Origin of the sequence: Paraburkholderia sp. BR14320 (assembly GCF_040948665.1) — a bacterium.
Classification (GTDB): domain Bacteria; phylum Pseudomonadota; class Gammaproteobacteria; order Burkholderiales; family Burkholderiaceae; genus Paraburkholderia; species Paraburkholderia youngii.
This window is the reverse complement of sequence record NZ_JBFPKG010000005.1, coordinates 174,032-199,048: the sequence shown is the minus strand read 5'-3', so window position 1 is coordinate 199,048 and position 25,017 is coordinate 174,032. Positions and strand designations below refer to the sequence as shown.

22 protein-coding genes are annotated in these 25,017 nt (G+C 62.3%); 10 read left to right on the top strand and 12 right to left on the bottom strand.

Annotated elements, in window-relative coordinates; genetic code table 11:
• Positions 1-175: 175 nt before the first annotated feature.
• Positions 176-1,330 (bottom strand): porin, encoded by a 1,155-nt coding sequence (locus tag AB3X89_RS07765; RefSeq protein ID WP_013093939.1) that lies wholly within the window; start codon positions 1,328-1,330, stop codon positions 176-178.
• Between the two features lie 847 nt (positions 1,331-2,177).
• Here AB3X89_RS07765 and AB3X89_RS07760 point away from each other — a divergent pair.
• Positions 2,178-2,486, top strand: coding sequence for a BON domain-containing protein (locus tag AB3X89_RS07760; RefSeq protein ID WP_368582635.1), 309 nt, complete (start codon positions 2,178-2,180; stop codon positions 2,484-2,486).
• A gap of 343 nt (positions 2,487-2,829) precedes the next feature.
• Positions 2,830-4,014, top strand: coding sequence for an endo-1,4-beta-xylanase (locus tag AB3X89_RS07755; protein ID WP_368582634.1), 1,185 nt, complete (start codon positions 2,830-2,832; stop codon positions 4,012-4,014).
• Between the two features lie 40 nt (positions 4,015-4,054).
• Here the strand turns inward: AB3X89_RS07755 and AB3X89_RS07750 are convergent, their stop codons facing one another.
• From AB3X89_RS07750 to AB3X89_RS07740, 3 genes are all read right to left on the bottom strand, one after another.
• On the bottom strand, positions 4,055-5,620 hold the full coding sequence (locus AB3X89_RS07750) for an alpha/beta hydrolase (protein ID WP_368582633.1): 1,566 nt from the start codon (positions 5,618-5,620) through the stop codon (positions 4,055-4,057).
• Positions 5,621-5,977: 357 nt separating this feature from the next.
• Positions 5,978-6,193 (bottom strand): hypothetical protein, encoded by a 216-nt coding sequence (locus AB3X89_RS07745; RefSeq protein WP_018433676.1) that lies wholly within the window; start codon positions 6,191-6,193, stop codon positions 5,978-5,980.
• 11 nt (positions 6,194-6,204) lie between these two features.
• Positions 6,205-6,582, bottom strand: coding sequence for a hypothetical protein (locus tag AB3X89_RS07740; RefSeq protein WP_176121532.1), 378 nt, complete (start codon positions 6,580-6,582; stop codon positions 6,205-6,207).
• A gap of 918 nt (positions 6,583-7,500) precedes the next feature.
• Here AB3X89_RS07740 and AB3X89_RS07735 point away from each other — a divergent pair.
• Positions 7,501-7,977 carry a helix-turn-helix transcriptional regulator gene (locus AB3X89_RS07735; protein WP_368582632.1) on the top strand — a complete coding sequence of 159 codons (477 nt, stop codon included), beginning with the start codon at positions 7,501-7,503 and terminating at the stop codon, positions 7,975-7,977.
• A 2-nt stretch (positions 7,978-7,979) separates the two neighbouring features.
• Positions 7,980-9,305 (top strand): type II toxin-antitoxin system HipA family toxin, encoded by a 1,326-nt coding sequence (locus AB3X89_RS07730; protein WP_368582631.1) that lies wholly within the window; start codon positions 7,980-7,982, stop codon positions 9,303-9,305.
• Positions 9,306-9,347: 42 nt separating this feature from the next.
• Here AB3X89_RS07730 and AB3X89_RS07725 read toward each other — a convergent pair whose 3' ends face one another.
• Positions 9,348-10,025: a FadR/GntR family transcriptional regulator gene (locus tag AB3X89_RS07725; protein WP_368582630.1), complete on the bottom strand. Its 678-nt coding sequence runs from the start codon at positions 10,023-10,025 to the stop codon at positions 9,348-9,350.
• A 221-nt stretch (positions 10,026-10,246) separates the two neighbouring features.
• Here AB3X89_RS07725 and AB3X89_RS07720 point away from each other — a divergent pair, with 221 nt between their 5' ends.
• The 4 genes from AB3X89_RS07720 to AB3X89_RS07705 all read left to right on the top strand — a co-directional run bounded on the left by AB3X89_RS07720 (position 10,247) and on the right by AB3X89_RS07705 (position 15,383).
• Positions 10,247-12,031: a gamma-glutamyltransferase family protein gene (locus AB3X89_RS07720; RefSeq protein WP_368582629.1), complete on the top strand. Its 1,785-nt coding sequence runs from the start codon at positions 10,247-10,249 to the stop codon at positions 12,029-12,031.
• A gap of 68 nt (positions 12,032-12,099) precedes the next feature.
• Positions 12,100-13,527 carry an MFS transporter gene (locus tag AB3X89_RS07715; RefSeq protein WP_368582628.1) on the top strand — a complete coding sequence of 476 codons (1,428 nt, stop codon included), beginning with the start codon at positions 12,100-12,102 and terminating at the stop codon, positions 13,525-13,527.
• 39 nt (positions 13,528-13,566) lie between these two features.
• Complete coding sequence (locus AB3X89_RS07710; RefSeq protein WP_368582627.1) at positions 13,567-14,130, top strand: GAF domain-containing protein; 564 nt, start codon at positions 13,567-13,569, stop codon at positions 14,128-14,130.
• Positions 14,127-15,383, top strand: coding sequence for an MFS transporter (locus AB3X89_RS07705; RefSeq protein ID WP_368582626.1), 1,257 nt, complete (start codon positions 14,127-14,129; stop codon positions 15,381-15,383). Before AB3X89_RS07710 ends, AB3X89_RS07705 begins: the two co-directional genes overlap by 4 nt.
• 101 nt (positions 15,384-15,484) lie before the next feature.
• Here the strand turns inward: AB3X89_RS07705 and AB3X89_RS07700 are convergent, their stop codons facing one another.
• From AB3X89_RS07700 to AB3X89_RS07670, 7 genes are all read right to left on the bottom strand, one after another.
• The gene (locus tag AB3X89_RS07700; protein ID WP_368582625.1) at positions 15,485-15,820 is read right to left on the bottom strand and encodes an RcnB family protein; all 336 of its coding nucleotides are present in this window, start codon (positions 15,818-15,820) and stop codon (positions 15,485-15,487) included.
• Between the two features lie 278 nt (positions 15,821-16,098).
• Positions 16,099-17,358 carry an arginine deiminase gene (gene arcA, locus AB3X89_RS07695; protein WP_368582624.1) on the bottom strand — a complete coding sequence of 420 codons (1,260 nt, stop codon included), beginning with the start codon at positions 17,356-17,358 and terminating at the stop codon, positions 16,099-16,101.
• 50 nt (positions 17,359-17,408) lie between these two features.
• Positions 17,409-18,830 carry a basic amino acid/polyamine antiporter gene (locus AB3X89_RS07690; RefSeq protein WP_368582623.1) on the bottom strand — a complete coding sequence of 474 codons (1,422 nt, stop codon included), beginning with the start codon at positions 18,828-18,830 and terminating at the stop codon, positions 17,409-17,411.
• Positions 18,831-19,211: 381 nt separating this feature from the next.
• On the bottom strand, positions 19,212-20,555 hold the full coding sequence (locus tag AB3X89_RS07685) for an ATP-binding protein (protein ID WP_368582622.1): 1,344 nt from the start codon (positions 20,553-20,555) through the stop codon (positions 19,212-19,214).
• Positions 20,552-21,292, bottom strand: coding sequence for a response regulator (locus tag AB3X89_RS07680; protein WP_018422680.1), 741 nt, complete (start codon positions 21,290-21,292; stop codon positions 20,552-20,554). Before AB3X89_RS07680 ends, AB3X89_RS07685 begins: the two co-directional genes overlap by 4 nt.
• A gap of 7 nt (positions 21,293-21,299) precedes the next feature.
• A complete protein-coding gene (locus AB3X89_RS07675; RefSeq protein ID WP_255208695.1) occupies positions 21,300-21,422 on the bottom strand; it encodes a hypothetical protein in 123 nt (40 codons plus the stop codon).
• Positions 21,419-21,790: a GFA family protein gene (locus AB3X89_RS07670; protein WP_368582621.1), complete on the bottom strand. Its 372-nt coding sequence runs from the start codon at positions 21,788-21,790 to the stop codon at positions 21,419-21,421. The genes AB3X89_RS07675 and AB3X89_RS07670 overlap by 4 nt, the downstream gene beginning before the upstream one ends.
• A 560-nt stretch (positions 21,791-22,350) precedes the next feature.
• Between AB3X89_RS07670 and AB3X89_RS07665 the strand changes: the two genes are divergently transcribed.
• On the top strand, positions 22,351-23,394 hold the full coding sequence (locus AB3X89_RS07665) for a patatin-like phospholipase family protein (protein ID WP_368582620.1): 1,044 nt from the start codon (positions 22,351-22,353) through the stop codon (positions 23,392-23,394).
• Positions 23,395-23,396: 2 nt separating this feature from the next.
• On the top strand, positions 23,397-24,893 hold the full coding sequence (locus AB3X89_RS07660; protein ID WP_368582619.1) for a GntP family permease: 1,497 nt from the start codon (positions 23,397-23,399) through the stop codon (positions 24,891-24,893).
• Positions 24,894-25,017: the final 124 nt, after the last annotated feature.

The following is a 25,017-nucleotide window of genomic DNA, read 5'->3' as shown; positions in this document are numbered from 1 at the left end:
AAGCGCTTTCAGATAGGAAGAAACGCAGTCCGTCCGATGGTGAAATCGAATAAAGAGAAAAAGCAGCCGATGCGACGAGGGTGGAGGAGGCGTCGCACCGGCCTCTCTATGAAAGAGAAATAAACAGTCCTTGAAACAAAGAGATCACTACGATTGCTGGTCAGGCAACCTCAACTCAGAACGAATGCATGATCCCGGCGAAGACGCCAGTCTGGCTATGACCATAGTTCGGGTTGCTGTTCGACGACGTGCCCGTCACCGGATTGAAGTTGTTGTTGCCGTACGGCCCGTTGCCGAGGTTCAGATTCGACGTCGAGCTGTTGTGCACATAGCCGGCTTCCGTGTACAGGAACGTGCGCTTCGACAACGCGTACGTACCGGCGAGCGTGAACAGCGTCGCGTTGCCGTTGCCGTTGTTCGCGTTCGCGTGGTAGACCGCTGCCGTCAAGAGCGTGGGTGCCGTGACCTGCCATGCGGCGCCGAACCATTCGTGGTTCACGCTGGTCGGTGCGCTCACGCCGAGCGGCTGCGACGCATCGGTCACGCCGACGCTCGCGTTGGTTGCGTCAGGCGCGCTCAGGTGCTGATAGCCCGCGTACAGCTTGACAGGACCGATCACGTAGCTACCGCCGACGAGAATGTCGCGCGAAGCGGAGTACACGTTGTTGAACGAGCCGTTGGCGCCGCGCACTTCGTCGTAGATCACCCGGAAGTCGCCCGAGCCCCACGTATAGACGCCCTCAACCGCGTTCGTACGCCCCTGGCCGGTCGGCACACCCGCCGCGTTGACCGGTGCCGAGTTCCAGCTCGTGTTGTTGGTCAGCGAATACTGGCCCTTCAGCACGAGGCCGCCGAACAGCACCGGCGAGTTGTACTCCGCGCCGTTGCTGGTGCTCGTCCAGTTACGGCCGCGCACCAGGGTCGAGATCGCGTAGCGCTGCATCACCTGCGGGTCGGTGCCCCAGCTGTCTTGCGCCAGTTCGCCGGCGCCGAGGTTACCGATCTTGAACAGACCCCAGCTGTCGTTCGTAAAGCCCACCGTTGCGTGGCGGCCGAACAGATTGCCCGCCGATGCACCAGTCATCGTATTGAGTTGCCCCTCCAACTGAAAGATCGTCTTCGTGCCACCGCCGAGATCTTCGGAGCCGATGAGGCCGAACCACGAGCAACCCCAGTCACCGCTTTGGGCTGACCATGCGTGGCCGCCCGGAAGGCCGGTTTCAAACTGGATGCCGTTGTCGATACGGCCATACAGGGTGACGCTGCTCTGCGCATGAGCCACCGTCGTCGCGGCTGCCATCACAGCCACAGCAATAAGCTTCTTCTTCATTTAGATATCCTATATATATTTTGGCGTCTCCAAGCCGCACAGGACGCACGCGTTCTCACACGTTTCCCCTCTTGCCGAAATGTTCGCTTCGTATTCGCATCACATTTCGAGGCGATTATAGGGATGACCTTGCGCCGCGCATCGAACTAACGGCTCAGGGAAAACGCTGTTATCGATAACAGTTGCGCGCCGCCCGATCCCGAAGTAGCACCCTGCTTTGTGACCATTAGGTGATGGTCACAAGCGTCGGAAATCCGTTTGAATTCACGAACCGTAACGATGCGTGAATCCGTCTCGCGCGTCGCTCAGCGCTCGCTTAACAAGGAGAACGCGCTCGAATGCAAGAAGAATCTCGCGTTCGTTGTTGCGAAGATGCAACGACCCGGCGCGCTTGCATTGACGGTTTGCGCTTGACGAACTGGCCTTGGAGCAGTCAGCAGCGGCGGACATTACCGACTATCATCAATGCATACGATGCCGGGCAACGAGCCGGGCTCAGCCGCATAGCAGGCTGAGTGCGGGATTGTCAGCGCATCCGTCTGGCTCTCGCGCTCCGTCACGAACGCTCCAACCAGCTCCCATCCCTCGGCTCTCGCTGTTCCCCGCCACGCCGCCCCTGCGACGTCGCGCTCGAACACGCTGCCCTTGCGAACTTTTCTGCGGGCGACGGCTTGACCGCCCAACGCCCCGACTGGCCAAACCTCGACGCGCAACCGCGATAACCGCGACGCAAGCAGTGAAAGAGGGGGTTTTGTCCAATGCACTTCCGAGGCCTCGCATGGAGTCGGACCGGAAGATTTGCCGGCGGATTTTGCCGGCACACCTTGGCATTTAATAAGGAGGTATCGTGAAAACAACCCTTGTTTCTACTCTCGCGTTGCTGATTTCAGGCGCAATCGCGCCGATCGCCCATGCTCAGGATTCGCAAGCCACCGACCAACAACTCGCTCATAGCGTGCGGGTTGCGGAGGCGCACAGCGGCGTCGGGATGTCACATGTGTTTGTCTTTGCCCACTCGGGGCAAATCATGCTGCTCGGATTTGTGCCCGAGCGGGAGCATGTCGCGCGTGCCGAACGGGCTGCGATGTCGGTGCCCGGTGTCACCTCGGTGGACAACCGGCTCACGCCCGACGGTGGCTCGTTGAACGGGCATTGAGATCGAACTGAATCGCGGCGCGCGGACGTCGATTGAAGCAGACCCCGCGCGTTAGGGGATTCCGTTTTCCTGTTCCGCCAGTCGGATTGAGTGACTGGCGTCCTGTTTCGCACGGTCAGGCGCGCGGGCGGTTCGTGCACCCCTATCTGAAAGCGCTTTCATCGGCCGCCGGGTCGAACCGGTCGACTCCACGCTTGTCCACCCTCCGTCATTTCGTTGATCTGTCGGGTAAATCCCTCATAGCGGGGACGCGGGACGCTGCTTAATATCGTCTTTGTTACCGATAACGTTATAAGTGGTTAGAAAAGCAGCCGAACCGGTATTTCCTCACAGGAGACCAGGAGTGCGTCGTTTACGGACCTCGATGCGCATGCTGTGCGCAGCCGTCAGCATTTGTACGCTCGCATGCACCGCAGGCTGCGCGCTCAACCAGGCGGCCGTCGCTCATGATGGCCCGCCGCTCGCCGCGGCGCCCGCTGACGCGCTGCCGCCGCTGCGCAGTGTGATGGCCGCCCACTTCAAGGTCGGCGCGGCGATCGAACCCGAATCGATCGACAGTCCGGCCGACGCGACGCTGATCGCGGCTCAGTTCTCGAGCCTGACCGCCGAGAACAAGATGAAGCCGGGCACGATCGGCGTCGCGCAAGGCAAGTACAACTTCGTGCCGGCCGACAGAATCGTCGCGTTCGCTGAGGCGCACGGCATTGCAGTGCGCGGCCATACGCTCGTGTGGCACTTCAAGGCCGGCGACTGGACCGAGGCGCCGGACTGGTTCTTCGCCGGCGATCCGAAAGATCCGCACTACCACGACATCGTCGCGAAGCGGCTCGATCGATATATAACCGACGTCGTCACACACTTCCGAGGCAAGGTCTATGCGTGGGACGTGGTCAACGAAGTGATCAGCGACGATCCACATCAGGTGTATCGCGAAGACAGTCCGTGGTATCGCGCTCTCGGCAAGGACTACATCGCAATCGGGTTCCGCGCGGCGCGCGCGGCGGACCCGGACGTGAAGCTCTATATCAACGAGTACACCACCGACGATCCGCGCAAGCGCGCAAAGCTGCTCGCCGTGATCCGCGATTTGCGCGCGCAGGGCGTGCCGATCGACGGTGTCGGGCATCAGATGCACATCAGCGTGAACTGGCCGCCGCTGCCGAACATCAAGCAGGCATTCGACGACGTCGCCGCGCTAGGCCTAGAAAACCAGGTGACCGAACTCGACGTGAGCCTCTATACCGATCCGGGAGAATGCTGGAGCAATCCGCACGCATGTCTGCCGGACCTCGGCCATCCGGTTCCGAACGACATCATGCGTGCGCAGGCCGAGCGTTATCGCGCGGTGTTCGCTCTATTCGAGCAGGAGCCAAGCATCAAGGCGGTGACGTTCTGGGGCTACTCCGACAAGCACACGTGGCTGACGTCGACGCCGGTGCCCCGCAACAACCTGCCGCTGCCGTTCGATGCGAACCTGAAGCCAAAAGCGGCGCTGTGGACGATCGTCGATTCGTCGTATCAGCCGTAACGTCGCTCTTCGCGCGAAAAAGCAGACGGCGATCCACACCTCAAGGTTCGTCCGAGTCTACCTCCCCCAGCGCGTTCAGGTCCGCCGCGAAATCGTCGGGTGGACCGCCCGCCGTTTCGTGCGTGCGCGGCGGTGACTTAACCACCGGCGGCGGCATCTTGCCGATGCCTTCGTCGATCCGCTGCAGCAAATACGGGAAGAACGGATTCGACGCGATGCGGAACATCGAATCGAGCGTCAGAATCAGCGTGCCGCGTTCGCCGCGCGGCGCGAGCGTACCGAGGTTCTCGTTGAAGTTCTCCGAATCGTCCGGCGCGATGCCGTACAGCGCGTCGGTGATCGGGAAAGGAATCGCGACGTGCGACAACGAGAAAATATCCTGCGGATAATCGATGTCCAGCGGCTTGACGCGCGTTTGCACTTCTCCCGCATAAACGCTGCGCTCGACAGTATGCGCCGAATCCGGCGACACGTTGGCGATCACCGTGGTGCGATAGTTCTGCGGACCGATGCGCAACAGTCGCGAGAGCGCCGTGTACGACGCGTTGCGTAGGAAGGTCCTGAAGCGCACGCTGCGGTTAACGTCGAACAGCACGACTTCGCTGCCGTTCTCAGGCAGCTTGTCGTAGAGCAACGACATCACCGCGGGCGTGCTGACCGTGAAATCCGTCACCGACTGGAACGTCAGAATTGGCGGCAACGAATCGAGCCGGTTCTCGCGCTCGAGCCGCGCAATCTGTTCCTGAATCACGCTCGTGAGCAGATAGGACTGCCGCGCGCCATTCACTGGAAACGAGTTGTACTTGAACGGGTTGAACTCCGGCACGATACCGAGCCACGCGGCGCGCGCAAAGGCCGGCAGCACCGCGGGCAATCCGGCGAGACCGGCAAAGCGCGCGTAGCGTGTAACGCCGATCATCGGCGAGATCAGCACGACGCGCGTCGGACGCGCGAGCGCGGGATTCTCGATCGCGTCGAGCGCATATTGCAGCGCAAGCGCGCCGCCGTTCGAAAACCCGACCAGCTCGATCGGCTTGTCCGGCCCCACGCGACGTCGCGCTTCGCGTACCGCGAGCCGCGTGGCTGCGGTCCAGTCCTTCCAGTGCACGTCGGTGAGCCCCGCCGGCACCGTGCCATGTCCCGGCAAGCGGATGCCGATCGCGACGAAACCGCGATCGCGATATCGACGCGCGATATGCCGCATGCTGTACGGCGCATCCGTCATGCCGTGCAGCAGCACGACCGCGCCGACGGGTGGCCCCGACGGTTCGAGAATGTACGAGCGATTCCAGTTTTCGGCGAAATGCCACGGAAAAATCGGCGAGCCCTCGTAATAACGGTTCGCCGAAATGCGCTCCGACGGCCGGATCTTATCGACGACATTGGCGCGCACGTCCTCGAAAATCCGGTTTTCCGCCTTGACGTACGCGTTCCAGTCGGCGGTGTCCATTTCCTCGACGGTCATTTCGCGCGGCACATAGGTGTGCCATACCGACAGCTCCGGCCCGCGCTGCGAATACCACGCGCGTAGCCCCAATGCGAGCACCGCCAGCAGCACCAGAACCCATGCACTTATCTTTATTACCTTCAGCGACGTGCGCAGCATTCGTGTTCTCTTGATGAGATGAAGGTTGCACCGCGCGCAGGCTGCTCTCTGCGTGGTGTGCGCATGCCGTCATCGGGACGGCTTCGGTGTGGATATCCTAAGGGCTTTTAATCAGCGGTTCAAACTTTGTCGTCCGAGCGCGCGGCGCGGCATCGACGAAGCGGCGTGGTGGGGAGGCAAGATATGCCAGACGCGGATGGTCGCAAGAAGAGTCCTTCAGCGACGCTTCCGAAGTCGCTTCGCCCGACGCCTACGGGCTGCCCATCAAGGCCAAATCATCGGGCCGTTCGCTTCAATAACGAAAAGCCGGGACGCGACCCGCGTCGCGCCCCGGCCCTGCCTGCTCGCTGGCAATGACTAACGGCCGCGGATATTGCCGGCCACGCCGCCCGCCGCACCGCCGATGATCGCGCCGGTCCACGCGTCGCCGCCGGAGATCGCCGCGATACCCGCACCGGCGCCCGCGCCGAGTGCCGCGCCGCCTATCGTTCCCTGCGTCCGCGGGCTCATGTCCGTGCAACCGATCATCGCAGCCAGCGCGCCAATACTAACGATCCACCCAAGTCGTTTCATGATCGTTCTCCTTATTGATTTTTCTTCAGGCCGGGCACGACCATCTGGAACCAGAGAGTCTCGATCACCGGGTGCTGGATCATCGTGGGATTGGCCGCGTAGTAGCTATCGAGGCCTTGACGCACGCTGTCGAGCGTCTGGCCTTGCATACCCTTGCCGAAGCGCTGCGCGATGTCATTGCTGTTCGCCGTGTTGCCAGCATAGGCCCGCTCGATGTCAATCACATTCGAGATACCGACCAGATACGCTTTCTTCTGCTCATCGGTCGACTGCATCCATTGCTGGCCCGTGACGATTGGAATGTTTTCCGCACGCGCGACGTTGCCCATCATTGCCAGCGACAGAAAAGTCACAGATAACAGCGTTCGCCATTGTGGTTTGCTTGCCATCACATACTCCAGGGAAGTTATGTTCTCCAGCGGCCGGCCAGCGACCGCATCCGGCGGTGTCGATCGCGTTATTTGAAAGAGTGGTCTGTGGGTATCGTCGATTCTCCTTTCAGGTTCATCGGTCGGCGTGGTTCGCCGGTTCAGGGTCTATTAGCGTTGAGTCTTATCAGCGAATAGACACCTTGATGGCAGAAAATCTCGTGACGGATTGGAGTGATTTGCACACATGCTGTGTGCGCGCAACGATTGAAACGGCGTTGACATCGCCGCGTAACACACGCTATAGAGTCTACAGCCTTTTCTGCAATTTCCAAGCTCATTTCCGCTCGATGCACGCCGCGTGAAATTTGTGTCAAATCTCATTCTACGAGCGAAGGGCGCGATGCAATTCGCGTCAACATTCATCGGTTATCCTTCGCTCGATCGAGCGCGGTGATATTGCTGGCGATTTTTTATCGATGTCCATTCAGTGTTCTTTCCACGCAATCCGAACACAGTTTCTTCTTCCTGTCGTGAATATTCGGCTTCCTGATTAGATCGCGTTAATTGAAAACGATGTGAATCTGTCGATTTACGTTCGAGACGCTTGTTCTGGCATTACGTTCGTTTTTTATTGATGCGTTTGTCCATCATCTTATCGGCGACCCAGCGGATTTCACGCCGTCGTCTGTCGGCCAACGGGCTCCTGTCGATCACACTTTCCTTGCGGCGGTTGGCTGCGCAGCAGCGAAGTGGGTGGTGGTGCGCGGTTGACCGTTAGTTGCGTGATGACCAGCGAGAGAGGACAGCGTTTCAAATATCTCCGTGCCCACCATTAACAGTCTTTAGCTTGTATTTACGAAATACAGGGCATAGACTGTATCCGCAATTTACAGTTTGTGGCCTGTTACGCCGCCGCAGCCGAACCGGAGATCCACCGTGGACTACGCCATCAAGACACTGAGCCAGCTCAGACCGATCCTGCAGGGCTTCAGGAAGGCCGCCGGGCTCACTCAAACCGCGATGGCCGCCCATCTCGGCGTCACGCAACAGACCTACGCGCAACTCGAAGCAAATCCGGCGGCCGTCAGCGTCGAACGGCTCTTCAGGGTGTTACGGGTCTTGCAGGTCGATCTGAAGCTCACGCAGAGCGGATCGACGCAAAAGGTGGCCGTGGAAGACGCCGCGCCGGCCGCGGCAAAAGGCAACGCCAAACGCGCCACACGCGCGCAAGGTGCGGCGCACCGCGCGGCGACGACATCGGCCGGTGATGCCAGCGACCACGCCGCAGCCCAGGCATCGAGCAGCGGCGCCAAAGCGGCCAAACCCGCCAGCACCTCCCAAAAGCCCAAAGCGGTCAAGCCTGCCAAGGCAACCAAAGCTGCCGGCGCCAGCAAGAAACGGGAGGACTGGTAAGCATGGCGCGCAACACACCGAACCGTCTGAACCTATGGATGAACGGCCTGCGGGTCGGCACATGGGAAACGATACGCAGCGGCGAACGCCTGACCTATGCCGACGAATGGATCGGCGATCCACAAGGACGCCCGCTATCGCTGTCGCTGCCGTTCACCCCGGGCAATCAGCCGTATCGCGGCCAGATCGTCGCCGACTATTTCGACAACCTGCTGCCCGACAGCGAACCGATCCGGCGCCGCATCGCCGCGCGCTACCGGACCGGCAGCACCGCGCCGTTCGCGTTGCTCACCACGCTCGGGCGCGACTGCGTCGGTGCCTTGCAACTGCTGCCGCCGGACGAAGAGCCGAGTGACCTGACGAGCATCCACGGCCGCGAACTCAGCGACAGCGACATCGCGGCGCTGCTGCGCGGCACGACGTCGGCGGCGCCGCTCGGGCAGCACGATCCGCTCGAAGACCTGCGTCTGTCGATCGCCGGTGCGCAGGAAAAAACCGCGCTGCTCCGTTATCGCAACGGCTGGCTGCTGCCCGAAGGCAGCACGCCGACCACGCATATATTCAAGCTGCCGCTCGGGCTCGTCGGTAACATGCGCGCCGATATGCGCACGTCGGTGGAAAACGAATGGCTGTGCTCGCAGATCGTCGCGGCCTATGGGCTCCCCGTCGCGCGTTGCGAAATCGCGCGATTCGACGAGCAGAAGGTATTGATCGTCGAGCGCTTCGATCGGCGTCTGTCGAGCGACGCCACGTGGATCGTGCGTCTGCCGCAAGAGGACATGTGTCAGGCCACTGGCACGTCGGCGCTGCACAAGTACGAGTCCGACGGCGGACCGGGCATCGAGGCGATCATGGAGATACTGGCGGGCTCCGCGCGCGCAACGACGGACCGCCGCAACTTCTTCGCGACGCAGCTGGTTTTCTGGCTGCTCGCCGCGACCGATGGCCACGCGAAGAATTTCAGCATCGCGCATCTGCCCGGCAATCGCTACGAAGCCACGCCGCTTTACGACGTGCTGTCCGCGCATCCGATCATCGGAAGCGGTGCGGGACGTCTCGCGGCGCAAAAAGTGAAACTGGCGATGGCGGTCCGCGGCAAGAACGTCCACTACCTGCTCAATCAGATCCAGCGCCGGCATTGGGTGGCCGAAGGACAACGCGTGGGCTTTTCCGCCACCGATGTCGATGCGCTGATCGATCAGTTGAGCGCGCAAACGGAGACGGTGATCGACACCGTCGCGTCGCAACTGCCCGCCGACTTTCCACTGGACGTGGCCGATGCGGTTTTCGACGGCATGCGCCGGTTGAACCGGAAGCTTGCGCAGTAAAGCTCCGCCATCGCATGACCGACGCGCGGCACCACGGCAAGCTCACGCACGCCGCACCGCCGCTGCATCGGTCTTCGCCGACGCACGCCACTGCACGCTCAGCAGATGCTCGCGCATGCATTGCGCGGCCGCGTCCGAATCGCGCGCTTTCAGCGCATTGACGATCGCCTGATGCTGTTGCGCGAAAAACTGCCGCGTCTCCTGCGCGGAAGTTTTCTCACGAACCTCCGGCTTCACCCGCATGCCGTTGATCACCTCCATCAAAGCGATCAACGCGGGATTACGCGTGGCATGTCCGATCAGCAAATGAAAGCGATGATCCCATTGCTGCCACTCTTCGTCGTTTTTCGCGGCGGCATTTTTGCGTGCACACTTCTCCAGCTCCTGCAGATCGTCACCACTCGCTTTCGTAGCGGCCAGCGCCGCCAACGCCGGCTCGAACAGCAGCCGCATTTCGGCGATATCCGCGGGACTGGTACCTGCGCGCAAGCCGCGCAGCGTCGGCGCAAACTTCAGCGGCCGCGCGCCCAGATAGGTACCGCGGCCGACGCCGCGCCACACGCGCCCCGACGCCTCGAGTGAAGCGAGCGCCGCGCGCAACTCGCGGCGGCTCACGTCCAGTTCTTCGGCGAGCTTTCGTTCGGGCGGCAGCGCGTCACCGTCCTTCAACTGATGGCCGGCGATGTAGTCGAGCAGCGCAGCCAGTACCGTTTGTTCCATGTCATTCAATGAACCAATGTGTATTGGTCTCAACGATACCAGAATAGCAACGACTTGACACGGCAGCACCCAGTGATTTTTGATCCGCTATACTGGCTCGCAGCTCGAGGGTTAACACCGGGTGCAACCCGGCTTCGTTAGACTTACGCTCTCATTTTCTCCAGTCGAACCATTAAGCATTGGTTCAATCATTCGGACCCGTCGTCGCCAAGGAGTTGCGCATGTCGTTTACAACCCGTCCAGAACTGATCGGCACCTTCGGCATGGTGGCCTCGACGCACTGGCTCGCGAGCGCATCGGCGATGGCGGTCCTCGAAAAAGGCGGCAATGCGTTCGACGCCGCCGCCGCGGCCGGCTTCGTCCTGCAGATCGTCGAGCCGCATCTGAACGGTCCGGGTGGCGAACTGCCGGTGGTGTTCTACAGTGCGCGCGAAGAACGCGTGCGCGTGCTGTGCGGCCAGGGCGTGACGCCCGCGCGCATGACCATCGAGCGGATGCGCAAGATGGGGCTCGACGTGGTGCCGGGCACGGGCCTGCTGCCCGCGGTCGTGCCGGGCGCGTTCGGCGCATGGATGGCGCTGCTGCGCGACTATGGCCAGTTGCCGCTCGAAGACGTGCTGAGCTATGCGATCGGCTACGCGGAAAACGGCTATCCAGTGCTGCCGCGCATGGCATCGTCGATTCTCGCGATTCAGGACTTCTTTCGCACCGAATGGACGACCTCCGCCGAGCAATGGCTGCGCAACGGCGAGGCGCCGATGCCGAACCAGTTGTTCGCGAATCCGGCGATCGCCGAAACCTACAAGCGCATCCTGCGTGAGGCGAACACGCGCAGCGATCGCGCCGAGCAGTGCGAACGCGCGCGCGATGCCTTCTATCGCGGCTTCGTCGCCGACGCGATCGACCAGTACTTCCGTTCGACCGCCGTACTCGACACCTCGGGCCTGCGCAATAGCGGCCTGCTCGATGCTGGCGATCTCGCGCGCTGGGAGCCGACCTACGAAGACCCGGTGTCGTACGACTACGCGGGCCTGCGCGTGCACAAAACCGGCCCGTGGGGCCAGGGCCCGATGTTCCTGCAACAGCTCGCGCTGCTGAAGGGCTTCGATCTCGGCGCGATGGACCCCCTCGGACCCGATTTCGTGCACACGGTGATCGAGTGCTCGAAACTCGCATTCGCCGATCGCGAAGTGTTCTACGGCGACCCGGCGTTTTCCCATGTGCCGATGGACATGCTGCTCAGCGACGCATACAACGACGAGCGGCGCCGCCTCATCGATCCGCGCCGCGCGTCGTTCGAATTCCGCCCCGGGCTGCTCGGCGACAGCGAGCAACGCGCCGCGCGCATCGTCGCGAACGCCGGGCGCGAGCAGGCCGGCGGCTTCGGTCAGGGTGAGCCGACCTTCGCGCCGCTGCCCGAATTGCGCGGCGACACCGTGCATCTCGACGTGGTCGACCGCTGGGGCAACATGGTGTCGGCTACGCCGTCGGGCGGCTGGCTGCAGGCGTCGCCGGCGGTGCCGGGTCTCGGCTTCAACGTGACCACGCGCGCGCAGATGTTCTGGATGGAAGAAGGCCTGCCTTCGTCACTCGGCCCGGGCCGCCGCCCGCGCACCACGCTGTCGCCGACGCTCGTCACGCGCGACGGCAAGCCGTACGCAGCCTTCGGCACGCCGGGCGGCGACCAGCAGGATCAGTGGTCGCTGCAACTGTTCCTCAAGCACGTCCATGGCGGCATGAACTTCCAGGCCGCCGCCGATGCGCCGTCGTTCCAGACCGCGCACTTCCCCGGCTCGTTCTATCCCCGCGCGATGCAGCTCGGCAAGATGTCCGCCGAGTCGCGCTTTCCGGACAGTACGCTCGCCGAACTGCGCGCGCGCGGCCACGATCTCACCGTTGCGGAGCCGTGGGCGCTCGGCCGGGTCTGCGCGGTCGCGATCCGCAACGGTTTGATGCGAGGCGCGGCCACGCCGCGTCAGATGCAGGCCTACGCGATCGGCCGATAAGCGGCCCGAAGCAGCCATCAGCACAGAACGCGCGGCCTCGTCGCGCCATTTCCTCAGGAGAAGTTGCCGTGTCCGCCGTCGCCGCCCGTCTGGAAAGACTTCCCATATCGAGCTTTCACCGCAGACTGCTGCTGATCGGCGGGCTCGGGTACATGTTCGACGGACTCGATTCGTCGTCGCTCGCATTTCTGCTGCCGGTCGTCAGCAAGCTGTGGCAATTGACGAGCGCGCAGACCGGGCTGGTCGCGAGCAGCACCTATATCGGCTACTTTTTCGGCGCATTCCTGTCGGGTGTGCTCGCCGACGTGATCGGCCGACGCCGCATCATGATGAGCGCGCTCGCCATCTATTGCGTCGCGTCGCTCGCGAGCGCGACTGCGCAAGACTGGCACACGTTCTTCGCATTGCGCGTCGTCGCGGGCTTCGGTTCGGGCGCGGAGACCGTGGTGATCGCGCCGTTTCTCGCCGAGTTCGTGCCGCGCCGCTATCGCGGCATTTTCTGCGGCGCGCTGGTCGGGTTCATGTCGTTCGGCTATCTAACCTCGTCGATTCTCGGTTTCGCGGTGGTGCGCAACTTCGCCGACGGCTGGCGCTATCTGGCGGTGATCACGTCGCTGCCAGTCGTGATGCTGCTGTGGTGGCGCCGGACGCTGCCCGAATCGCCGCGCTGGCTCGAAAGCCAGGGTCGTGCGGACGAGGCGAACGGCATTGTCGGCCGCATCGAAGCAGCGTTCGTCGAGCGCGGCATCGCGCTTGCTCCGGTGAGCGCAAGCAACGCGCTTCACGCGGTGCCCACGCCGGTCTCGACGCCGGCGCGCGGCAACGCATGGCGCAACGTGGTGACGCTGTGGTCGCCGCGACTCGCGCGCACGACCGCGGTCAGCTGGCTGATGTGGTTCTCGGTTGCGTTCGCGTACTACTCGTTCTTCTCGTGGATCCCGAGCCTGCTCGTCAAGGAAGGACTGACGATGACGAAGAGCTTCGGCTATTCGATCGCGATCTATGGCGCGCAGATTCCCGGCTATTTCTCGGCCGCTTGGCTCAACGAGAAGATCGGGCGCAAGGCGGTGGTCGCTTCCTACATGCTGCTCGGCGGTATCGCCGCGATCACGCTAGCGTTTTCTCACACCGGCATACAGATCATGACCGCGGGCATTGCGCTGTCGTTCTTCATGAACGGCGCATTCGCCGGCGTCTACGCTTATACGCCGGAGGTGTTTCCGACCGCGGTGCGCACCACGGGCACGGGTTCGTCGTCATCGTTCGGCCGCATCGGCTCGGTCAGCGCGCCGATTCTCGTCGGCCTCGTTTATCCGCTGTTCGGCTTCCTCGGTGTGTTCGCGATGACCACGACAGTGCTCGTGATCGGCGCATGCGTGGTGTTCTTCCTCGGCATCGAAACGCGCAATCGCTCGCTCGAAGATATCGAAGCGAGCGAACTCGAACCGGCCCGCGACGCGCGAGGCCAGCTGAACTCCACCCGCATGCACGGCTGAACCGCACTGCGACTTTTCACATTTCCCGATCCAAACGCGATGCAAACGATGCAAGGCAACCTGACCGGATCAGCACCGCACGATACCCAGATGCTGGATATCGCGGACCTCGAACGCCTCGCGCTGGCGATGCGCGCGAAAGACCAACCGCTCGAGCTGTTCCGCGCGGTTCACGCCGTGGCGGCAAAGGCGATAGGCCTGAGCCTGATCACGATCATGTCCTACGACGCGCGGCGTCACGAGGTCGAACGGGTCTACACGAACATGCCGGACGTCTATCCACTGGGCGGCCGCAAGCGGAAGCAAGGCACCGCGTGGGCGCGGCAGATACTCCAGGAACTGAAGCCGTTTCGCGCCGCAACGTCGCAAGGCATTCGCGAGGCCTTCGACGATCATGCAGTGATGACAGGGATGGGCCTCGGCTCGATCCTGAACATCCCGATCGCCTATGACGGCGTGTGCATCGGTACGATGAACCTGACGCACGAGGAAGGCTGGTACACCGGCCGTCATGAAAGCATGGGCCTGCTGATCGGCGCCTTCCTTGCCCCCGCTCTCATCAAACACAGTACGCAATCCCCCGCTTGCGCCGCGCATTCATGAAAACACCATCCGATCTGCAACGCTATCGAGCCGTGCCCCATCCGGCCGTCTCGCAAGGCCGCTGGGTGCTGGTCTTCGTGCTCGGCTACCTCGCGCTGATCGCCGATGGCGCCGACGTGATGATGTACGGCCTGACCCTGTCGCGCATCAAGGACGACTTCGGGTTGACCAACGTCGAAGCGGGCGCGCTCGGTAGTCTGACCTTGCTCGGCATGGCGATCGGCGGCATTGCCGGCGGTTGGGCGAGCGATCGTCTGGGGCGCGTGCGCGTCATCGCTTGGGCGCTCGCGCTGTTCTCGCTCGGCGCGGGGATGCTCGGGTTCACGCACAGCTTCGTCGAATTCGCGGCGGTGCGCTTCATCAGTTCGCTCGGCATTGGCTGCATGGTGCTAGTCACCACCCTGGTCGCCGAATACGTGCCGACCGAGCGGCGCTCGCTGGTACTCGGTATGCTGCAAACCGGCATTTCGGCCGGCTATATCGTCGTGATCGCGCTCAGCAACTGGATCCTGCCGCAATACGGCTGGCGCACGCTGTACTACGTGTCGGCCGTGCCGGTGCTGCTCGCGTTCGCGATCAAGTTCGCGGTTCCCGAACCGGCCGCATGGCTCGCGAGCCGTGCCGCCGACCGTGCAAGCAAGACGCGGCTCGTCGACAATCGCTACGCGCAGATTTTCCGCGACCGCCAGGCACGCACGATGTTCATCCTGTGGACCTTCGCGTCGATCTTCGTGCTGTCCGGCTTTTACGGTCTGAACAACTGGCTGCCGACATACCTCGAGAAAGAACTGCACATCAAGTTCAGTTCGCTGACCGGCTATATGATCGGCACGTACGTGGTCGCCTTCATCGGTAAGATCTTCGCGGGCTGGCTCGGTGATCGCTGGAGCCGGCGCGGCGTGTACGTGCTCGGCTGCATCGGTGCGGCGCTGTTTCTGCCCGTGATCATTTTCTGGCATACGCGCGACAACATTTCCACGCTGATGCTTTTCTTCGGCTTTCTGTACGGCGTGCCGCTCGGCACGATCGGCACGTTCATGTCGGAGAGTTTCGCGACGTCGGTGCGCGGCACCGCGGTGGGCGGCTCGTATAACCTCGGGCGCTTCTGTTCGGGGGCGGCGCCGATCGTCATTGGTTTTATCGCGACGCAGTTCTCGATCGGACTCGGCTTTCTCGTGGTCGGCGCGGTGTTCTTTTTGAGCGGCGTGACTGCATTGTTCGTTCCTGACCGTCTATACGATACGCAGCAGTAAACCTTATAGCGACCATGACAAGATCATGTCGTGTCAAAGTAATGCCCAGGTCCCGGCGCTAGATTCTGGTCGCCGGATTACCTGGGCACCACGATGAAGCATTACTCGTTTCCGGCGACGATGTTGGAAATGGTCCAGTTGTTCGTCGATACGAGCACATAATCGCCATTGACGCCCAGCCATTTATGGCCGCGCGGCGGCGCATTGAGGCCGTGTCCGCGCCAGTCGTCCATTATGAAATTGTAATTACGGTATTCGGTCGGCACACGTTGGCCTTTGTGCCAGTCACGATGCGGAATAGACGGCATCACCTGCTGACGGCCAGTACCGGCCATCTGGCCGCCTTCGTCTTGCGGCTGCGGTCCAGCCGCAATCGCGAACGCCGACACACCGGCAAACGACAACGCGACGAGTTGCGCAACAAAGCGATTATTCATGTTCGAACCTCCGTGCGGTGGAAGAAAGCTCCGGGCATTCACGTGATTGACGTGAAAAATAATCGTCCAGCTACTCGCAGATTCATTAATTCGAACTTCATTGCAGCGATCGCTGGTCTATCGAATGTAATCTTTGCAAATTGCGAGATGTCAAATTCGATATTTCAGGCCTGACCGTAAGTCGTTAAAAAGTATAGTAAAAGGAAGTTCGACTTCAAGCCGGACCGCCTGGCGACGGCACACGCGCGCGCGGCCGTCAGATCGGTCCGCCTGGCTGATCAATAGTCGACCGCATCGCGAATGATCGGGCAGGTCATGCAGTGACCGCCGCCTCGTCCACGGCCCAGTTCGGCACCGACGATCGTAATCACCTCGATGCCCTGCTTACGCAAAAGCGTGTTCGTGTACGTGTTGCGGTCGTATGCATAGACGACGCCCGGCGCCGCGCACACGAGGTTCGCACCGCTATCCCACTGCGTGCGCTCGCGCTGATAGTCGCTGCCGCCCGCCTCGACCACGCGTAAATGCTTCAGCCCCAACGCCTCGGCGACGACATCGGTGAACGGCTTGTTCTCCGCGTGCAATTCGACGCCGCTCGGATGGCTGCTCGGCCGATACGAATAGGTGCGCGTCTTCGCCATGAAGTCCGGGGCCACCAGCACGCAATCGCGATCGGCGAACGTGAACACGGTATCGAGGTGCATCGCCGCGCGAATCTTCGGCATCGCCGCGACGATCACGCGCTCGGCCGCGCCCTTCTTGAACAGCGTTGCCGCCAGTTGACTGATGGCCTGACGCGAGGTGCGCTCGCTCATGCCGATCAGCACGACGCCCTTGCCGATCGGCATCACGTCGCCGCCTTCCAGCGTGGCGAGACCGTGATCCTGGGTCGGATCGCCCCACCACACGTTGACCTTGCCGGCGAAGTCGGGGTGGAACTTGTAGATCGCCGTGGTCAGGATCGTCTCTTCGTGGCGGGCCGGCCAGTACAGCGCATTCAGCGTGACGCCGCCATAGATCCAGCAGGTCGTGTCGCGCGTGTACAGCGTGTTCGGCAACGGCGGCAGCAGATATTCGGTGCCGCCCGCCGCTTCCTTCGCAACCTCCAGCGCCTTGCCGCCGTGCGCTTCCGGGAAGTCGTGCGTGGATAGCCCGCCAATCAGCGTTTCGGCCAGCTTGCGATTGTCGAGCCCTTCCAGATAGCTTCTCAATTCATCGATAAAGCCGAGGCCGACCTGGTTCGGAACCACCTGGTTGTCCAGAATCCACTTCTTGCCTTCTTGCACTGCAACCGTTTCGGAGAGCAGATTGTGCATCTCCACCACTTCGACACCGCGGTCGCGCATCTTCGTGACGAAGTCGAAGTGGTCGCGCTTCGCGTTCTCGACCCACAGTACGTCGTCGAACAGCAGTTCATCGCAGTTGCTCGGGGTAAGACGCTGATGCGCGAGCCCCGGTGCGCAGACCATCACTTTGCGCAGCTGCCCGACTTCCGAGTAGACACCCAACTCACCCGCTTTCGCGTCCGTGTTCGCCATGATGACCTCCTGAATATCAGTGGTGACCCGCTCTGTTCAACCTGCTGTCGTTAGATTGTGATCCTTCCGGTTACGAGGGCGTAGACGCCGATGATCGCGCCAATGACGATGACGGTAAAGATGAACCAATCGGACGTGATGAAAACGTTCTTGCTCTGCTCTCGCCGCGCCCAAAGGTAGAGCGCTGTGCCGGGCGCGTACAGCACCGCGGCAAGCAGAATGAATTTCAGGCCGCCCGCGAAGATCATGAATGCCGTATAGATCACGGCGATTGCGGCCATGATCAGGTCGCGCCGGCGCTCGTCGGCGCGCAGGTCGTAACCGTCGCCGCGATTCGCGTTCATGCATCCGAACACCGCGACGAACAGGTACGGAATCAACGACATCGCGCTCGTCAGGTTCAACATCAGCGCGAATGCATCGCGCGAGAAGTACGTGCTGATGACGAGCAACTGCACCACGATGTTGGTCAACCACAATGCATTGGCCGGCGTCTTGTTGACGTTTTCCTTGCCGAAGATCGCGGGCATGTCTTCGGTCCTCGCCGCCGAGAACAACACTTCGGCGCAGATCAACGACCAGGCCAGATAAGCGCCGAGCACCGAAATCAGCAGACCTATGCTGACGAAAACCGCGCCCCAGTGACCGACCACCGCTTCGAGAACCGCAGCCATCGACGGCTGCCGCATCCCCGCGATGTCCGCGCGCTCGAGCACCGCGTAGGGCAGCATCGTCACGAGCACCATCAGAGAGGTGACGACGACGAAGCCGAGTATCGTCGAATGCCCGACGTCGGAGCGCTTCTTTGCATAGCGGGAATAAACGCTTGCCCCTTCGATGCCGATGAACACGAACACCGTGACCAGCATCGTGGCCCGCACCTGCTCGAAAATATTGCCTTCGAGACCGCCGCCGTAGAGGTTGGCCTGGAACAGGTCCATTCGAAAGCCAAACAACAGGATCAGGATGAACACCAGAATCGGGATGATCTTGGCGACCGTGACGATACTGTTGATGAAGGCCGCCTGCTGCACGCCCTTCAGGATCATGTAATGAAAAAGCCAGATGCCGATCGAAGCAACGACGATCGCGACGACCGTATTACCGTCGCCGAACACCGGAAAAAATGCGCCGAGTGTCGACTTGATCAGCACCCAGTAAGAAACATTGCCGATACAACTGCTGATCCAGTAGCCAAATGCGGAAAGAAAGCCCGGATAGTCGCCAAAGCCCGCTTTCGCATACGCAAACACGCCGGCGTCCAATTCGGGCTTTCGTTCGGCAAGCGTTTGAAATACGCGCGCCAGCATATACATGCCCGTGCCCGCAATCAGCCACGCAATCAGGGCGCCCAGCGGACCGGTGGCATCGGCGAATGTACGCGGTAGGGAAAATATTCCGGCTCCGACCATGCCGCCCACGACCATCCCGGTGAGTTGCATTTTTGACAGCTTTTGTGGAGTGGACGCCATTCGGATTCCTTTTTAGTGACCTTTTTAACAAGGATCTGTAATCAAATTCGAACGAAACGTGTCTCTCGGCCAATCTTGCTGTCGATCAGCCGCGTTACTCTGCAACCACCACACGAAAAGAATGGTCTGTCCGTTGACGTTTGTCAATTTATCGCCGCGAGCATCGATAAGTCGCATTGAGTATCGATGATTTAACAATGATGCGACGTATCGCATCATCAACGCGGTTTTCTCAAATGATGGGGTATCGCTGAAGCGAGCTGAAAATATGGTCGCTCAGAACTACTAATAAGCAGCTGAGCGACAGCTCGAGATGACGCGCGAAAGTCATCGATGGTCCAAGCCTGACGATGATTTCGTAGTGGCGGGCTGTGGGTCCAACTATGACTCGCGCAACTTCCTCAACGTCAGCCGCGCTTCGAGACCGCCGCCAACCCGGTTGTGCAGCGTGAGCGTCGCGTCCATCGCGAGCGCGAGTTGCCGCGCGATCGCGAGCCCCAGCCCGGTGCCGCCCGTTTGACGATTGCGCGAACCTTCGAGTCGCACGAACGGCTCGAACACCGTCTCGAGCGACTCGGCCGGAATGCCGGGACCACGATCGAGCACCGACACGGTCGCCTCGCCATCGTGCAACGCGCCGATATCGATCTGCGCGGCGCCGGCGTACCTCAGCGCGTTATCGACCAGATTGCCGACGATGCGCTTCAACGCCTGCGGACGCAACGTCAGCGACTGGCCGAACTGGCCGTGCAGCGACACTTGCTGACCGGCGTCCACGTAATCGCAGACGAGGCTATCGAACAGCGCATCGGGATCGATGCGGCGCGGCACCTCGGTCGTGCCGTGCATCGTACGCGCATAAGTGACCCCTTCCTTGACCAGCGCCTCCATTTCCTTCAGATCCTGGCGCAGCTTCGCGGCCTCGCTGTCGTCGTCCATCGTGTCGACGCGTAGACGCATGCGCGTGATCGGCGTCTGCAGATCGTGCGAAATCGCCGCGAGAATCTGCATGCGCTCGGTCATGTACGTGGCGATCCGATCCTGCATCGCGTTGAACGCGCGCGCGGCGCGCGCCACTTCGGACGGACCGGCTTCGGGCAGACGCTCGGCCTTCAGGTCGGGGCCGAGCGTGTCGGCCGCGACTGCGAGCTGATTGAGCGGGCGCGTCGCGAGGCGCACCGCCAGCCAGCAGCAGGCGCCGAGCACGAGCAGCTGCAGCGTCAGCACGAGCGGCAGCCAGCGCGACAACGGAGCGCCGGACATCGGCCGCAGGTCGATGGTGAGCGGCGTGCCGTCGCTCAGTTTCAGGTGCACCTGCAGACGCTCGCGATCGCCGGGCACCGCGTTGACGGTCAACGGATAACGCGTGCCGATGCCGTCGCCGATCGATTGCGCGACGCGCGCCGACAGGCTTGCGTCGACCGGTGCGCCGGGCACGCCTGGGCCGAGCACGAACTCGTAGCTGCGCCGCGCAAGGCGCGGGAGCCACTGGGCGCGCTCGTCGGGCGGCAGATGGTCGAGCAGCGCGACCGAGCTCGCCACCTCGCGCTCGATGTAGCCCATCATGATGCCGGTCATCGTCTGGTCTCGCTCGGTCATCGTGAGCCAGAACGACAGCGCCTGCGCGAGCGCGAGCCCGACGAACAGAATCACCGCGAGCCGCGCGAACAGGGTGCGCGGCCAATGAGGCCAGCGCAGCGACGACGGTGATGCAGAAACGTTCATTGCGGATCTCCGATCGCAGTCACCGCCGCCGAAAACACGTAGCCCTCGCTGCGCAGCGTCTTGATGTAGCGCGGCTCGCGCGCGCCGTCGCGCAGGCGTTGGCGCAGGCGGCTCACCATTAGATCGATCGAGCGGTCGAACGGATCGGCCTGGCGTCCCTGGGTCAGGTTCAGCAGCTGGTCGCGCGTGAGCACGCGCTGCGGGTGATCGAGAAACACGCGCAACAGACGGTACTCCGCCCCGCTCAACGCCACTTCGGTGCCGTCCGCATCGAGCAGATGGCGCGCGGTCGTGTCGAGCCGCCAGTCGCCGAAGCACAGCATCGGCGCCGACTCCGTCACCTCCATGCCGGGCGGCAGCATGCGCGCGCGGCGCAGCACCGAGCGAATTCGCGCGAGCAGCTCGCGTGCGGCGAACGGTTTGGTCAGGTAATCGTCGGCGCCCATTTCGAGGCCGACGATGCGGTCCGCTTCCTCGCTGCGCGCCGTCAGCATCAGGATCGGCACCGTGCGGAACTTGCCCGCGCGCAGCTCGCGGCACAGCACGAGGCCGTCTTCGCCGGGCAGCATCAGGTCGAGCACGATCAGGTCGGGTGCGCCGTTCTCGAGCGCGGCGCGCATCTGGCGGCCATTGGCCGCGAGCGAGACGCGCACGCCGTTTTTCTCGAGGTAACCCGCGAGCAGTTCGCGGATTCCGCGATCGTCGTCGACGATCAATACGTGGTCGGAGGTTTCCATCGACGGATTATCTGCCGCGGCGTTTGAGTTGCACGCCGCTCGATTGGATCAATGAACACTGCAACGGATGCGCGAGCTCGGCCGCGAAGCCGCCCACGACGAACACCGCGATGGCAAACAGGCGTTTCATGCGTCCTCCAGCACGGAAAGACTCGCGCCGTCGGCCACGCTGGCTTCGAGCGCATAAGGGTCGACCCCGTCGAGGCAGCCGATATTGACGCGCCATTGCTGCGGGTCCTTGCGCGTCTGATGAAAAGGATAGATGCCGCAATGCTTGCAGAAGTAGTGTTTCGCGACCTTCGTGTTGAACTGGTACAGCGTCAGCGAATCCTCGCCGCTCAGAATCTTCAGTTGACTGGCGGGAAAGAGCGGCGTCATCAGCGCGCCCTTGCGGCGGCACAGGCTGCAGTTACAGCGGCCGGCCGGAACGATTTCGGTGCGAACTTCGAACTTGACGGCCCCGCAGTGACAAGACCCTTGCAGCAGCTCGGCGCTCATGGTGCTCTCCGTGATTTGACGATGCCTGCTTTATAGCCTGGTTCATCAGTCGAATTATGTCGTAATGTATCCGGTCGCCGAGACGATACATCACATTGCAATAAGCTATGGCAATTAGCGCAGGGCGAAACAACGAAGATTAAGCGCGTGAATTGGCATTCAAGCGGCATGCGCAAACGGATGACACGGGTTGCTTCCTTGCCGCCGCAATGTCGTGCTCGCCGGTGCAAAGATACGCCGCTTATCCATGATTATGTCAGCGGCGCGGCGGGGCGCGCCAGCCGGCTTGCTTACACGCTGTTTTTGACCTCGGCATGACCAACCGGCTCTCTATGTTCCGCTTGACTGGCCGGTATTGCCAGGCACAATCGCGCGAGGCCTTGAATACGCTTGACTTTTAATCAGTAGCCACTTCCAATACCAATGGTGCAGTGCGATGCTTCACCTCTGAAACACGCCTCACGTCATTCGGTAATTCAAAGCATTGGCCAGCAGTTCATTCGTCCGCCGCGCATGCGGCGTCAGCTCGAAATGGAGCACTCCTCATCACGGGAGTCGTCTTGGCTGCAAGAAAAAACCAACCCGCTCGCAGCGAACCCGCCCTTATCGATCTCGCATTGCAGGGTGGCGGTTCGCACGGTGCTTTTACATGGGGTGTCCTCGACCGTTTGCTCGAAGAGTCGTGGCTGCAGATCGAAGGGATATCGGGTACGTCGGCTGGCGCGATGAACGCCGCGGTGCTGGTGAGCGGCTATCAGGTGGGCGGCGCGGCCGGCGCGCGCGCCGCGCTCGAAGCGTTCTGGCGGCGAGTATTCGAAGCATCGGTGTACAGCCCGTTTCGCCGCAGCCCGTTCGACGTGTTGATGGGCCGCTGGACGCTCGACTACTCGCCGCTCTTCATCGCGATGGACCTCGCGGCGCGCGTGTTTTCTCCATACGACCTGAACCCGCGCGGCGTACATCCGCTGGCGAAGATTCTGCAGGACTCGATCGATTTCGAGCATCTGCGCGACGCGCCGATCAAGCTGTTCATCACTGCGACGCGCGTGCGCACGGGCCAAGCGCGCGTGTTTCGCAATGGCGACCTGACGCCCGACGTGCTGCTCGCCTCCGGCTGCCTGCCCACGCTGTTCCAGGCCGTGCAGATCGACGGTGAAGACTACTGGGACGGCGGCTACGCCGGGAATCCCACCATCACGCCGCTGGTGCGCGAATGCACGTCGAGCGATACGCTGCTGATCCAGGTCAATCCCGTCGAGCGGGATGAAACACCGCGCACCGCGCGCGACATCATCAGCCGCCTGAACGAAGTCGCCTTCAATGCGCCGCTGCTGAAAGAGCTGCGCATGATCGCGCTGCTGCGACGCGCCGCGGACGCCGGTAGCGACGAAGGCCGCCATTGGGCGGCGATGCGCATCCATCGGATTTCGAGCGAACTGATGACCGAACTCGGCTACTCGTCGAAGCTGAACGCCGAGTGGAGCTTTCTGACGATGCTGCGCGACGAAGGCCGGCGTGCCGGGGACGCGTTCCTCACCGGGCATGCCGATTCGATAGGCGTGCGCTCCTCGCTGGATCTCGACGCGTTGCTCGACGGAGTCTGACCATGGAAGTCATCACCCTGTCCCCGCTCGCGATCGGTCTCGGACTCTTTGGCATGCTCGCGAGTCTCGCGCTGCTGATCGCCTTCGCATACCGCGGCTGGACCGTGCTGTTGCTCGCGCCGTTCGCCGCGATGCTGGCCGCCGCGATTTCGGGCGAACCGATTCTCGCGCACTGGACCCAGACTTTCATGCTCAGCGCCGCGCGCTTTCTCGCGCAGTTCTTTCCGTTGTTTCTGCTCGGCGCGCTGTTCGGCAAGCTGATGGAAGACAGCGGCTCCGTGAAGGCGATCGCCAGTTACATGACGGAGAAGCTTGGCGCGCATCGGGCGATTCTCGCGGTCGTGATCGGTGGCGCGCTCGTTACCTATGGCGGCGTCAGCCTGTTCGTCGCGTTCTTCGTGCTCGCGCCGATGGCCACCGCCCTGTTCCAGGCCGCCAATATCCCGCGCCGTCTGATGCCGGCCGCGATCGCGCTCGGCACGCAGACGTTCACGATGTCCGCGCTGCCCGGCACACCGGCGATCCAGAATGCGATCCCGATGCCGTTCTTTGGTACGACGCCGTTTGCGGCGCCCGGGCTCGGCATCGTCGCGAGTATCGTGATGGTGGCGTTCGGGCTGTGGTGGTTGTCCTTGCAGCAATCGCGCGCGAAGGCGGCCAACGAAGGATTCGACGGACTCAACGCAGCGATGAAATCCACCACGGCGCCGGCCAGCGACAACCTCGTGCGCGAACGCGCGAGCGTCTCGCAGAGTTTCGATCCTGAGGAAGCGAAGCGCGGGCACGTCAGCGAGGATCTGCCGTCGTTCGGCGTCGCGCTCGCGCCGCTCGTGCTCGTGGTGCTAACGAATTTCGTGATGAACGTGATCGTGCTGCCGCGCATCGACGCGGACTATCTGGCCGAGGTCCGTTGGGGTGAGACGTCGCTTTCGGCAGTCGCCGGAGTGTGGGGCGTGTGCGTGGCCCTCGTCGTCGCGATCGTGGTGCTCCTGCTGCTCAATCGGCGCCGCCTTCCGGCGCTACGCGAGACGATCGACGCGGGCGCGAATGCATCGGTGCTGCCTGTGCTCAACGTCGGCAGTCTGGTCGGCTATGGCGCGGTGATTGCCGCGCTGCCCGCATTCGCGCTCGTGCGCGAATGGGTGCTCGGCGTCGGCGGTGGTCCGCTCGTATCGCTCGCGGTCGCGACCAATCTGCTCGCGGGCTTGACCGGCTCGGCTTCAGGCGGTCTCACCATCGCGCTCGACGCGCTCGGCGGCACCTATCTACAACTGGCCGCGCAACACGGCATCGACCCGGCGTTGCTGCATCGGGTCGCCGTGATGTCCTCCGGGACACTCGACAGCCTGCCGCATAACGGCGCGGTCGTGACGCTGCTCGCGGTGTGCGGCTCGAACCATCGCGAAAGCTATCGCGACATCGTGATGGTCGCGATTCTCGGCGCGTTGCTCGCGCTGGTCGTGGTGATCGTGCTGGGCTCGCTGGTCGGTACCTTCTGAGAGTTTTGTGCCGGCTAAAGTATCAAGGGGTCTCGCTCTGACGTCGCTGTTCGTCAGTGCGAGACCCCTTTCCTGTTGCTGTTCGGCCGAGTCCCGATTGCTTGCCCTGCTGATTACCGGCTCA